Annotated in this window: 13 protein-coding genes and 2 tRNA genes; all 15 read right to left on the reverse strand. The window is 39.4% G+C overall.

Annotated elements, in window-relative coordinates; translation table 11 throughout:
• Nucleotides 1-110: 110 nt before the first annotated feature.
• Nucleotides 111-182, reverse strand: a tRNA-Glu gene (locus AC0KTX_RS11115).
• A gap of 12 nt (nt 183-194) precedes the next feature.
• Nucleotides 195-271 (reverse strand) — tRNA-Met (locus AC0KTX_RS11120).
• 168 nt (nt 272-439) lie between these two features.
• Nucleotides 440-817: a S1 domain-containing RNA-binding protein gene (locus tag AC0KTX_RS11125; protein WP_474252256.1), complete on the reverse strand. Its 378-nt coding sequence runs from the start codon at nt 815-817 to the stop codon at nt 440-442.
• Nucleotides 818-902: 85 nt separating this feature from the next.
• On the reverse strand, nt 903-1,277 hold the full coding sequence (locus tag AC0KTX_RS11130) for a septum formation initiator family protein (protein ID WP_474252257.1): 375 nt from the start codon (nt 1,275-1,277) through the stop codon (nt 903-905).
• A 20-nt stretch (nt 1,278-1,297) separates the two neighbouring features.
• Nucleotides 1,298-1,918, reverse strand: coding sequence for a spore cortex biosynthesis protein YabQ (gene yabQ, locus AC0KTX_RS11135; RefSeq protein ID WP_474252258.1), 621 nt, complete (start codon nt 1,916-1,918; stop codon nt 1,298-1,300).
• Nucleotides 1,915-2,220, reverse strand: coding sequence for a sporulation protein YabP (gene yabP, locus AC0KTX_RS11140; RefSeq protein ID WP_474252259.1), 306 nt, complete (start codon nt 2,218-2,220; stop codon nt 1,915-1,917). Before yabP ends, yabQ begins: the two co-directional genes overlap by 4 nt.
• A gap of 97 nt (nt 2,221-2,317) precedes the next feature.
• Nucleotides 2,318-2,605: an RNA-binding S4 domain-containing protein gene (locus AC0KTX_RS11145; protein ID WP_474252260.1), complete on the reverse strand. Its 288-nt coding sequence runs from the start codon at nt 2,603-2,605 to the stop codon at nt 2,318-2,320.
• 2 nt (nt 2,606-2,607) lie between these two features.
• Nucleotides 2,608-4,080 carry a bifunctional methyltransferase/pyrophosphohydrolase YabN gene (yabN, locus tag AC0KTX_RS11150; protein WP_474252261.1) on the reverse strand — a complete coding sequence of 491 codons (1,473 nt, stop codon included), beginning with the start codon at nt 4,078-4,080 and terminating at the stop codon, nt 2,608-2,610.
• Nucleotides 4,073-5,689, reverse strand: coding sequence for a putative polysaccharide biosynthesis protein (locus AC0KTX_RS11155; protein WP_474252262.1), 1,617 nt, complete (start codon nt 5,687-5,689; stop codon nt 4,073-4,075). Before AC0KTX_RS11155 ends, yabN begins: the two co-directional genes overlap by 8 nt.
• Nucleotides 5,690-6,063: 374 nt before the next feature.
• Nucleotides 6,064-6,600, reverse strand: coding sequence for a stage V sporulation protein T (spoVT, locus tag AC0KTX_RS11160; protein ID WP_474252263.1), 537 nt, complete (start codon nt 6,598-6,600; stop codon nt 6,064-6,066).
• 184 nt (nt 6,601-6,784) lie between these two features.
• Nucleotides 6,785-10,312 (reverse strand): transcription-repair coupling factor, encoded by a 3,528-nt coding sequence (gene mfd, locus AC0KTX_RS11165; RefSeq protein WP_474252264.1) that lies wholly within the window; start codon nt 10,310-10,312, stop codon nt 6,785-6,787.
• Nucleotides 10,313-10,384: 72 nt separating this feature from the next.
• Complete coding sequence (locus AC0KTX_RS11170) at nt 10,385-10,612, reverse strand: anti-sigma-F factor Fin (RefSeq protein WP_474252265.1); 228 nt, start codon at nt 10,610-10,612, stop codon at nt 10,385-10,387.
• Nucleotides 10,613-10,689: 77 nt separating this feature from the next.
• Nucleotides 10,690-11,253 (reverse strand): aminoacyl-tRNA hydrolase, encoded by a 564-nt coding sequence (pth, locus tag AC0KTX_RS11175; protein WP_474252266.1) that lies wholly within the window; start codon nt 11,251-11,253, stop codon nt 10,690-10,692.
• 72 nt (nt 11,254-11,325) lie between these two features.
• Nucleotides 11,326-11,946, reverse strand: a complete 621-nt coding sequence (locus AC0KTX_RS11180) for a 50S ribosomal protein L25/general stress protein Ctc (protein WP_474252267.1) — start codon at nt 11,944-11,946, stop codon at nt 11,326-11,328.
• A gap of 126 nt (nt 11,947-12,072) precedes the next feature.
• Entirely contained in the window at nt 12,073-13,029 is a 957-nt protein-coding gene (locus AC0KTX_RS11185; RefSeq protein WP_474252268.1) for a ribose-phosphate diphosphokinase, read from the reverse strand.
• Nucleotides 13,030-13,047 lie beyond the last annotated feature (18 nt).

Consider the following 13,047-nt stretch of genomic DNA (forward strand, 5'->3'; position numbering starts at 1 on the left):
ATAAACGACAAATCTATGAAAAAGGAGGCGATTGTTCAAAATCATGAGGCATTTTGGAGGTTTCCGTCTAAAACAAAAACGACCCTTTCATTAGAAAGAGCCGTTTGACATGACCCGTACGGGATTCGAACCCGTGTTACCGCCGTGAAAGGGCGGTGTCTTAACCACTTGACCAACGGGCCGCAACGTTATGATGGTAGCGGCGGAGGGAATCGAACCCCCGACCTCACGGGTATGAACCGTACGCTCTAGCCAGCTGAGCTACGCCGCCAAAATCATTTATTTCTCTTCTCAGCAAATACGCACATGTTCTATAATACATAGGTTTATCAAAGACGTCAATATCAAAATAAAAAAATTAATGTTCAAACCCAATAAAAAACACCACCCGATGGGTTGGGCGGTGTTTTTCGCCGATCTATTTATTAAAAGCAGCAAGTTACCCTCTTCTTGCTCCTCTCCCTCCTCGTCTCGATTCAGTATGACGTCGAAGTGAAGCAAGACGATCCTCGCTCTCTTTTAAAAAGCGGTTCATTTTTTGCTCAAAACTTTCTTTGGAACGATAATCTTGTTTTTTTGGACGATCTTTTGCCTTTCTAATCGACAAACCGATTTTACCGTTTTCTTCTACGTTAATAACCTTTACTTCCACTTCATCGCCGACTTTTAAATGATCATGAATGTCCTTTACATAATTGTCGGCAACTTCACTAATATGAACTAACCCTGTTGAGCCCCCTGGCAGCTCCACAAATGCCCCGAAATTCGTAATGCCAGTTACTTTACCTTGTAACTTGCTGCCAACTTCAATTGACATAAAAAAAATGCTCCTCCTTAGATCTGAAAAAAATTAAAAATAATTTATTTAATTATACAAAAATCAGAAAAACGGGTCAATATCCCTATTCCTTATCCGGGAGATTAAAAATAATTTCCCCTTCATCAGATAAAAAATAATCTTTCCGTGCCAGTTTTGAAATATAATCTTCGTCTTTTAATTTAATTATCTCCGTTTTCAAGTCCATTTCTTTCTCTTTTAAGCTCTCTAATTTTTTTTCTAACTCTTTTTTCTCTTCCAATTGATTATGGATGGCTATGGATTGAGAAATGAGCGTCGATGCCATGATACCAATGCAAATGGTCGATAAAATGCCAAATACGGTAAGCCGTCTTATCAAACCTTTTTTTCTTCTTTTCAACATCTCCTGCTTCATTTCCTGTTCAGCATCAACCACAAAATTCAGCCTTGTTAATTTCAAATTCTGATTGTCCCTCATTTCTTCAATCCCTCCTGCATTTAACGGAATCGCCGATACAGTTTACGTATTATTTTCTTGATATATTTCCATATTCCTTCTATTAGCCGTTTAAAAAAGAATAACCGCTGCCGAACTGGGCGAGGGATTCTGTCGACTATCAGCTTTATTGCCCAAAATAATGGGGCTAATAAAATTTTACATAACTTCATGAGAAATTGTGAAGTCCATTTGGCTGTATTCCACAAAAATAGGAAAAGGGACATAAAACTAGCGACGGCAAAATAGGACATTCCTCTGATAGGCGTAATAATGAAAAGCATAACCAATTTGTTAAAAAACCGAATGAAAAAGAGCGTCACCTTGATTAAGATATGGAGAAGCTTCATATATCCTTTTCGAAGGATGCTTTGATAGGCTGCAAAACCGCATAACAATGCTAAAAATACATAAAATCTCAGTTCACCTTCATTAACTAGCAACAAGACGTAAAAAACGAAAAATGTTTGAACCAACCAAAAGATGAAGTCGTTTATATACACGACCCATCTTTTCCGTTCCCTTCTTCTCAAAAAAAGATTGTAAGTATCAAGCGAAGCACCTAAAAAGCTTCCCATACCGATCATTGCGGCCATCGTATAAAATTGGACAGTAAGGGTCATTTAAACAACTTGCTAAAGAAGCTTTTAGCTTTCTCCCCATGCTCATCATCCAAATAGGATATATCGAAAATTTTCCCTTTTATGGATACGACCCCTTTATCTACGTCCAAGTTTTTCATTTGCAAGTTTTCTCCTCGAATAGCAAGCGGACCCATTATTGTTTCCAACAAAAATTCTTCATTATCAAAGCTCTCAACCTGCTTCACGCCACTGATGTCCAAGACCTTCCGCCCCTTCATCATGACATCATGCTCCTGCACAGATCCTTTATATGAATGGTTTTCGCCATAATATTGGCTCATCAGCATCCCTCCGCACTTTGTAATCGAAAAGCCATTTTCGTTTACATGTTTATGTGAGCCGTGCGGAGTTTAGAACAAGCCCGGAGATGCTTTCATTTCAAAATGATGAAGGGTTTTCGTTTTTAAAATCCGATCGTTCTTCCTCCTTTAAAATGGTATAAAGGTTTTTCGCCTCTTCTTTTTTAACATTTTCAGACAATGATTCGACTCTTACGGTTACCGTTTTCTGGCCAAATTGAATCGAAATCTCGTCACCTGCTTTCACATTGGAGCTTGCTTTTGCAGGAAGCCCGTTGATTGACACTCTTCCTTGGTCTGCCACTTCCTTGGCAAGCGTCCGTCTTTTTATCAACCTCGATACTTTTAAAAATTTATCCAATCTCATGTTCAATCCCCCTCTTTCATTTTAGCCTCTTCCCAATATTGATCCATTTCTTCCAAAGACATGCTGTTTAAACTTTTTCCCTCATCACGCGCTCTTTTTTCGATAAAGCGAAACCGCCGCGAGAACTTTTCGATTGTCATGATTAACGCTTCTTCCGGTTCAATTCCGTAAAATCTGCCCACATTGACCAGTGCAAACAAAATATCGCCAAATTCCCCTATCGCCTTTTCCTTTTGCTGACTATTGGTTTTCACTTCCGCTTGAAATTCATTCAATTCCTCCAAAACCTTGGCCCATGCGTCTTCGACATTTGGCCAATCAAATCCGACTTTGGCTGCCTTCCGTTGATAATGATAAGCTTTTGACAGAGCAGGAAGCGCCTTTGAAACAGAATCTAAAAGTGATTCGCTTTCATTCCTGTTTTCAGATTTTTTGACTTCCTCCCAGCTTTTTATCGCTTCTTCAGGATTTTTTGCCTCAACGTTCCCAAAAACTTGGGGATGACGTCTGATCATTTTATCCGTTAACAGGCGAATGACATCATCAATTGAAAAAAATCCTTCGTCATCTCCAATTTGGGAATGTAGCATCACCTGCAGCAGAACGTCTCCGAGCTCTTCAATCATATGATCTATATCATTTTCATCAATTGCTTCAATCAGCTCGTAACATTCTTCAATTAAGTACCGCTTTAATGATTGATGGGTTTGTTTTCGATCCCACGGACAGCCGTTTGGCCCCCGAAGCGTTTGAATGATGCTTCGCAATGATGAAAAGCGATGATATAGCAATTGTTCATCCTTAACCGGCGGAATGTATAATGATGTTAAATTGCTCAGCTCGGCACATCGGTCCATTTCATATAACAAAACTTTTTGAATGTCCTCATATTTGCTCCCTGCAGCTGTTACAAGGTAAACTTCATAATCGTAAGGCAAATCTTCCATTAACGTCAATTTCACATCCGATGCAATCATCTTGTCATAAACTTGACAAATAATCAGATGCTGCCGAAAGGAAAGTTCTTCCCGCTTCATATCTTGCGCATCAATAAACTGCAATCCTTCGACAGGATCGATGCGGAGTGCATTAAACATCGCATCCAAAAACGACTGTCCGCCCTTTATCGACACATCGATTTTTCCTCTTTCCATTTCTTTCAATAAAAGCTGTACTGTTTTTTCTGCAACAAGCGGATGGCCAGGCACAGCATAGACGATATGTTTATATGTTTCAGTTTCCTTCAGGAGTATTTTGGCAATCTCCTGATAAACATCTTCAAATCGGTCAAACATTTCGTAAACGGAATCAAAAGATTGAATCGATCCAATCTTGTCTTTCATTTCCCTTAAAACAGGATGATCAGCAGTTCTTACATATATCGGCAGACCCGAAGTCAAAATGTTTAAAACCCCGAGCGGAAGCTGGTCGGCATCGCCGGCGCCCAGTCCCACAATCGTAATTTGCTTATCCATTTTCTTTCCTCTCTTTCCATGCTCTATTCAACATCAATTTATTTTTAAAAGGCAAGTTTTCTATTTCCTCTTTTCTAAAGATGGTGGAATGGATGATCAAAAACATATATACAACTGCTCCGAAAACGACGGCGGTCAATGATTGAATGGCAGCGGTCATACGTGTTTCGTATTGGATAAAAAGATCAAATAGAAAAAAGAAAAGCTTGATCGATAAAAACATCACGATAGCGCATCCAACCATTTTCCATACATCCTTGAAAGAAACCAAATCATATTTTTTCCGATTTAAAACAATGAGATTCAACAAGCATACGACACCATATCCGCAAACGGTCGCCAATGCCGCACCATATGTATAGAAAAATGGAATAAGACTTTCATTGAGCAATATTTTCACGGCTACACCCGCTAAAACAGATAGAGCCGGCCAAACGGGTTCATTTACTCCTTGCAAAATGCCGGCAGACGTGATCGCGACCGAACTAAATAAAATAGAAATGCTAAAAACCGATAATACGTCTGAGCCTTTCGTATCGGCAAACAGCATATAATCAACTTGCTCGATCATAGAAATCAAACCTGCTGTCGCCCCTATGGCAACAATGAAACAAATTTTAAAAGATAAGGCGACTTGCTGATGAATATTTTTAAATGCTTCAAGTTGATATGATGAAATAAGCGGAACAAGGGACAGGGAGATTGAAGTGGCAGCAACTGCTCCTACTTGCAAAAGCGGTTGCCCCCGATCATATACTCCTTTTGCCATTTTCGCTGCTTCAGGATCTGCACCACTGTTGATCATCAGCCTATATAATTGAAATGAATCGGCCAATTGCATAAAAATAAACAACATGCTCGTTAAACAAATGGTCACGGTATAAATCAGCAATTTTTTTAAGATTAATTTGGCAGATACAGACACTTCTCCCGATGAACGGGAAAATAATAACGGAATCCTTTTTTTCGAATAAACAAACAAAAGTGCAAACGCCCCGATATACCCAATGAGGGAACTAAAAACAGCGCCAGCAGCAGTTACGTAAAGATCAAAACCTTTATAGATGAAAAAGAAAGTGATTGATAAAAGAGAGCCAACCCTTATGGCTTGTTCAACAATTTGCGATAAAGACACCGGCAGCATTTCCTGAAAGCTTTGAAAAAAACCTCTCAGTATTGAAATAAATGGAAAAAACAGAAAAGCGCATGCAGCCACTTTTAATAAAAGCGAAAGTTTCGGATCACCCATCCAATGGGCAAGCTTTTCAGCTCCTACAAACAAGCTCGTGAAAGAAAGCAGACTGATGAAAACAAAAAAAGAAAAACAGACGATCAAAATTTTCCTGAGGTTATAATAATTCTTGTCGCCGCTATACTCATTCAACAACTTTGATAGAATGACCGGAAAGCCCGTTGTCGATAAAACCATGACAATCGCCAAAAACGGATATATTTGCTGATAAATATAAAAACCGATATCCCCTGCAATATTTTGATAAGGAACTCGGTAGATGGCACTTAATCCTTTCGTAACGATTCCAGCAACTGTCAATAAAACCGCACCATGCAAAAGTTTGTTCGTTCTCGTTTGAGGCCCTTTCTGGATCACTCTCGTACTCCTTCCAAACGTCTTGTTTCATCTTTTTCCAGCATATTATAACATAATCTGTTTCACATTCGACTGAAGGCATATTTAGAAAACGAGACAAAAGCCGGTAGCATGAACCGTAAACCCTTGGCCATTCATTCAAACGAGCCCGCATTTCTGCACAACATAAAGACCATTTTTAAGAAGGGACCCACATCTTTCGTTCAAGATTATATACAGCATTCTTCATGTCTTGTCTTTTTCCTCCCCGTTAATCAACCTTTGCTTTCATAAACGAAAAATGCCGCAGCTTTTAGAACTGCGGCACACATAAAATCTTACCTTTCAAAAAATAAAGCAGCTTCAACAGCTGCCTTTTGAAAAAAACACTCCCTTTATTGCTCCATTTGCTTTGCCAAAAAGCTGACAGCGGTTTCTACTGCTTTTTGTTCCACTTCAGTTAAAGCGGAATCTTTCGAAAAAATGACAACGGCTCCAATCGGATCGCCGTTGGCAATGATCGGCCCGACCGTATAAGAATTGACACGTTCTTTCACACCTTGGGCAAATTCAACTTCTTCTTCCTCTGTGAAAAAAATCGACTTTCTTTCTTCCATGACACGCTCGAGCATTTCACTAATGTTTTTATTCAAATACTCCTTTTTTGAAATACCAGAAACAGCTATAAAAGTATCACGATCACAAATAAGGACGGGTTGATTTAAGCTGTCGTATAGAGCATCGGCATATTCCTTTGCAAAATCGCCCAGTTCGCTGATGGGGGAATATTTTTTCAAAATGACTTCCCCATCCCGATCAACGAAGATTTCTAAAGGATCGCCTTCACGAATGCGAAGGGTTCTTCGAATTTCTTTAGGAATGACAACGCGGCCTAAATCATCAATTCGTCGAACAATACCAGTTGCTTTCATATATGCTGCCTCACTTTCATCTTAAGATTAGAATAAAGTGATCGCCGAATCTTTTTTAAAACGATCACCATCTTTGAATTTAGTATCCATCACTAATCGCGGAATATTCATGATGAAAGCGAATTTTTCCAAAGCAACGTAAAATCCCCTTAGCATCATTCCCATTGATCTTCTTTTCTAAACATTAACTGGCAGAAACCTCTTCTTTTTTCACCTCTGCCAGTCCTTCAAGCAATTGTATGAGATCAAATAGCCATTCGTCTGTTTTCATATTTTTGATTTGCAATGTAATTTTTAATTGCTTTCCATCCATGCCAAGCCCTGCTCTCCGTCCAAATTTGTCGGTTAATTCAAACAGCTTTTGACCATCTATGAGGCTGCTTGCTTCCTCGGAAACAACAATCGTAATTTGCTCTTTCGTTTGTTTAATGATATCGACTTTTTCCTTTAAAGCTAATAATTTAATTTTTGAAACTGTCACTAAATACTCAACTTCTTTCGGATACTCCCCAAAACGGTCCAACATTTCTGCCTTTAATTCATTGAGATCATCAAACGTTTCAATTCCCCTGAACCGTTTATACATATCGATTTTTTGTTTGCCGTCCTGAATGTACGATTGCGGGATATACGCATCAAGTTCCAAATCAATTTCAACCGTTCTTTTCCGCTCTGCTGGTTTTTCACCTTTACGCTGTTCAATGGCCTCTTTCAACATTTGCGAATATAAGTCAAATCCAACCGAATCGATAAATCCGTGCTGCTGAGGCCCTAATAAATTCCCCGCTCCCCTGATGGATAAATCACGCATTGCAATCTTAAACCCCGATCCTAGTTCGGTAAATTCTTTAATCGCTTGCAATCTCTTCTCTGCAACTTCTGATAAAACCTTATCTTTCCGGTAAGTAAAATATGCATATGCGATACGATTTGACCTGCCTACACGTCCCCGCAATTGATAGAGCTGGGAAAGCCCCATTTTGTCAGCATCAATAACAATTAATGTATTTACATTTGGAATGTCTACTCCTGTTTCAATGATCGTCGTACTGACCAAAACATCATATTGCCCGTCTAAAAAGTCTAAGATAACTGATTCAAGCTCATTTTCAGACATTTTCCCGTGGGCATATGCAACCTTTGCATCAGGGACAAGCATCGATATTTCATCTGCCTTTTTGTCAATGTCATCCACACGGTTATACAAAACATACACTTGTCCTTCTCGCGCCAATTCCCGTTCAATAGCCTCTTTGACAAGAGTTGGATTATATTCCACAACATAAGTCTGAACAGGGAACCGGTTTTCCGGAGGCGTTTCAATAATGGAAAGATCCCGAACACCAATCATAGACATATGGAGGGTTCTCGGTATCGGTGTAGCCGTTAAAGTCAGCACGTCTATATTGGCTTTCATTTGTTTGATTTTTTCTTTATGTGTAACCCCGAATCTTTGCTCCTCATCAATGATCAGCAAGCCTAAGTCTTTAAATTGAACATCTTTCGAGAGCAGCCGGTGCGTGCCGATGACCAAATCGATCGTTCCGTTTTTCAGTCCTTTGATCGTTTCGTTCTGTTCCTTCCTTGTGCGGAAACGGCTTAACAAACCGATATTAATTGGGTAGTCTTGGAAACGTTCCCTAATCGTTTCATAATGCTGTTGAGCTAAAATTGTCGTCGGTACTAGAAATGCAACTTGCTTTTGATCCATGATCGCCTTAAAGGCCGCACGGATTGCCACTTCCGTTTTTCCATAGCCGACGTCGCCGCATAGAAGGCGATCCATGGGGCGTTCGCGTTCCATATCTCTTTTAACCTCTTGAATGGATCGCAGTTGATCCTCCGTTTCTTTATACGGAAACATTGCTTCAAATTCACTTTGCATTTCCGTATCCGGACTGAAAGCATATCCTTTGCTGGCCTCACGTTCCGCATAAAGCTTGATCAAATCATCCGCTATATCTTGGACAGAAGACTCCACTTTTTTCTTTACCCTTTTCCATTCACTTCCACCAAGTTTGTAAATTTTCGGTTCTTTCCCTTCAGATCCAACATACTTCTGAACTTGATCAATTTGGTCTACGGGAACATACAGCTTATCGTTTCCTTGGTAACGGATATGCAAATAATCTTTATGAACCCCGTTAATTTCCAATGTCTCAATTCCAAGGTATTTCCCAATTCCGTGGTTGACATGAACGACATAATCGCCGACTTCAAGTTCAGAATAACTTTTAATTCGTTCGGCATTTGAAAGTTTCTGTTTTGGCTGTCTCCGTTTTACTCGTTTTTTAAAGAGCTCTTCTTCCGTAATAACAGCAAGCCGGCTCATCGGAAGCTCAAAACCTGTATTTAAATCTCCCCGCAAAATATTGGATCTATTCGAAAGAACACGGCCATGATGGGAAATTTCCACTTCAATTCCATAATCCCCGAGCACCCGCTCCAGCCTTTTCATTCTTTCTTCGTTGGCCCCTAAAAATATGATTGTATATCCCGATTTGATCCACCGTTCCACTTCCGATTTTAATAAATGCATTTGGCCATGAAAATTTTGCATCTGTTTGCAAGATACATTCATTACATTTTGCGGATTCGTGTGGGCAACGTGGCGCAAAAACAATGATAAATAAATTTTTGGAAAGGCTTTCTCATGCACAAGGTGATGGTATTTATGCGAGATTTTTGCATCATGAACAATTTTTCCTTGTTCTAGCAACGATGTAAGCCATTCTGCCTCTTCTTTTTCCAATTGGTCTGCCATTTCATTTAAACGGCTTACTTCATCCAGAATGAGCAAAGTATTGGCCGGGAAATAATCTAGCAAACTAGCAGGCTGATCATAGAAGAAAGAAAAGTATTTAACAAACTCTGGATCCATTTGTTTGTTTTTTAATTTTTCAAGGTCGTATGAGATGTTTTCCATTAATAACGTTTTTTGTTCTTCTTTTTTCAATTTTTTTAAACTATTTGCCAAAGATGCTTCTAATTTCTTTACACCATTTTCATAATGACTATCCATTAAAATGAATTCTTCAGCCGGTCCAATCGTCACCTCTTGCACCATTTCAATGGAACGCTGGTCCTCCAGATTGAAGGTTCGAATCGAATCGACTTCTGTATCAAATAGCTCGATGCGAATAGGATTTTCTTCTGTTAAAGGATAAATATCGAGAATCCCGCCGCGAACGCTGAATTCACCTGGAGCTGAAACCATTGAAACGCGTTCATAACCCATTGAAATAAGATGCGGCACCGCCTCATTTAATTCAAGATTACCGCCGACGGTGACAGAAAACTGGTAGCTTTTCCATAATTCTTTTGGCGGCAATAGCCTTCTTAAAGCCGCAACCGGTGCAACAACCATCATTCTTTTCTCTTTGCATAAACGGTTCAGCAATTCAATTCTTTGTGCTTTCAGTTCCGGGCTTGCGACAGCAATCTCAGATGCAATTAGTTCGTTGACAGGGTATAAATAAACAGAGCCATCCAGTAAATTATTTAAATCCTCATAAATTTTCTGAGCTTGGAATAGATTATGTGTAACCACAAGGACAGGTTTTTGAACTTCTTGGTAAAGAGCTGATATAAATACCGATCTGGCAGATCCAGATAGTCCAGCAACAAGCTGTTCTTTTAACCCTTCCTCCACCCCGTCCACGATGGTCTGAAAATCATTTTGATGTTGAAAAAATGGGTGTAAGCTTTGCATTCCCCAGCCCTCCTCTCTTACAAACAAATATAAAAACGCTTTGGAAACGATTCTTGGGGGTTTCCAAAGCCGTTATTGTATAAAATTGTCGATCTCATGAAAATCCGGATTACGTTCCAACGCCTCTTGGCAGTCTTCACATATCGTCTTGACATGAATATCGCCGTTTGGCAAATATTCAATCATTTCCTTCCGTTCTTCATTTGTTAAGTGATGAAATCCTAGTTCTACACTATATAGCGGATTATCAATTTTGCCAACTTCAACGCCGCAATGCCTGCAAAAATAGTGAACCGCCATCTTAAAGCCTCCTGCATACATCATTTAAGAAGAAAACGCTTTTTTAATATTATGTACCGCAGGTTTCTATAATATACTTAATGCCGGTTAAATTCGTTCATTACTTCCAAAAACGGTGTATGAATCCATTTTTCGCAAGCACTAGCAGAATCTTCCACTGCCTTTTGGATAGAATGCATATCATCTTCAGAAAATTTTCCTAATACATAGTCAATGACTTTCATTTTGTTGTTCGGGCGGCTTATTCCAATTCGAATTCGTTTAAATTCTTCAGTTCCAAGATGGTGAATAAGAGATTTCATCCCGTTATGGCCTCCGGCGCTCCCTTTCATTCTAAGACGAATTGTGCCAACAGGCAAATCTAAATCATCATAGATAACAACAAAATTTTCTTTTGGCACTTTATAGTAATCTAAAAAAGGCCGTACACATTCACCTGACAAATTCATATAAGTGAGTGGTTTTAATAATATTACTTTTTCTCCTGATATATGACCAATTCCGTATATTCCGTTAAATTTTCCTTTATCCAAAGAAATGTTTAATCGTTTAGCCAACTCATCAATAACCATAAAGCCAACGTTATGCCTTGTTTGTTCATACTGCTTACCGGGATTTCCAAGCCCTGCGATCACTTTCATGAAAACGTCCTCCAATTGTTATAGTATAAAATAGCACAAAAAACGTAACCAGAATTGGTTACGCCTTAATTGTTATTCCACCGTACCGCCCTTTTCTGTCTCTTGTTCCTTTTGATCCGATCCATCAACATCATCCAATTCATCATTTTGCGGCTGCAAAATGGTGGCTATAACCGTATTGGGATCGTCTAAAATTTCATACTGACCTTCTTTTTGAATATCTTTTACATAAAGGACGTCGTCAATTCCTAAATTTGTTATATTTATTTCAATGACTGACGGTAAATGAGCAGGTTTCGCTCTCACCTCAACTTCAGGCAGCATCTGCTGCAATACGCCGCCTTCTTTAACACCTTTGGCCTCTCCCTTTAAGACCACTGAAACGGCTACATCCACTTCTGAATCCATATCGACAATTTGAAAGTCCGCATGGATTAAGCCGCCTTTTAAAGGATCAATCTGCAATTCGCGTAAAAGTACTTTATGATTTTCCCCTGCAAATTCAATGGTCAGCATTGCATTTTTCCCATTTTCCCTCAAAACCTTTGTCAGCTCTGTTTCTGTAACAACAATTGGTCGAGATTCATGATGTTTTCCATAAATCACTGCAGGTATTTGCCCTTTTTGACGCATCTTTCTTCTTGACGAATTCGTAAACGTATTTCTTTCCATTGCATGTATGACAGCTGCCATGGTAATCCCCTTTCTTCAAACTGATGTTTGTTATTTATATGAAAAATTCATTTTAAGCCTCTTTCTATTGGTTTCCCATCTTAGCAACGTCTAAACATGCTGATTCGTCAATTCATGAAAGTGTTCTTAATCAAAAAGTACGCTGACGGACTGTTGTTCATGTACACGAATAATCGCTTCACTTAGCAAGGATGCTACCGAAAGCTGGGTCAATTTCCTGATTTTCTTTTCTTCCGGCAAGGCGATTGAATTCGTGACCACTAATTCTTTAATAGTTGAATTTTGAATCCTCTCAATGGCAGGTCCGGATAAAACAGGATGTGTACAACATGCATAAACCTCTTTGGCCCCATGTTCCACTAGAGCATTCGCAGCTAGCGTGATGGTTCCAGCGGTATCGATAATGTCATCAATTAAAATGGCTGTTTTCCCTTCGACATTTCCAACAATATTCATGACCTCCACCACATTTGGCCGCGGACGGCGCTTGTCAATAATAGCAATCGGCGCCTTCATGCGGTCAGCCAATTTCCGGGTGCGCGTAACACCGCCGTGATCCGGTGAAACAATGACTATATCTTCAAAATTCTTTTCTAAAAAGTATTCCGCCAAAATCGGTACTCCCATTAAATGATCTATCGGAATATCAAAAAAGCCTTGAATTTGCGGAGCATGTAAATCAAGGGTAATCATTCTTGTAGCACCAGCGGTTTCTAATAAATTGGCAACTAACTTGGCAGTGATAGGTTCGCGAGCCCGCGCTTTCCGGTCTTGTCTTGCATAACCGTAATACGGCATTACAATATTAATGGTTCTGGCAGATGCACGCTTAAGTGCGTCGATCATAATTAACAGTTCCATTAAATGCTCATTGACAGGTGCACTTGTTGATTGAATGACATAAACATCACAGCCGCGAATGCTTTCTTCAATGTTAATTTGAATTTCTCCGTCACTGAATCTCGTAACAGAGCATTTCCCCAAATCCACACCGACAACATCAGCAATCTGTTGTGCGAGAGATATGTTTGAATTTAATGAAAAGATTTTTAAATTTGCATCTTTGTAACGGTTTTTTGCCATCTTGAAGGGACCTCCAAA

The organism is Aeribacillus sp. JST-2 (genome assembly GCF_056032925.1).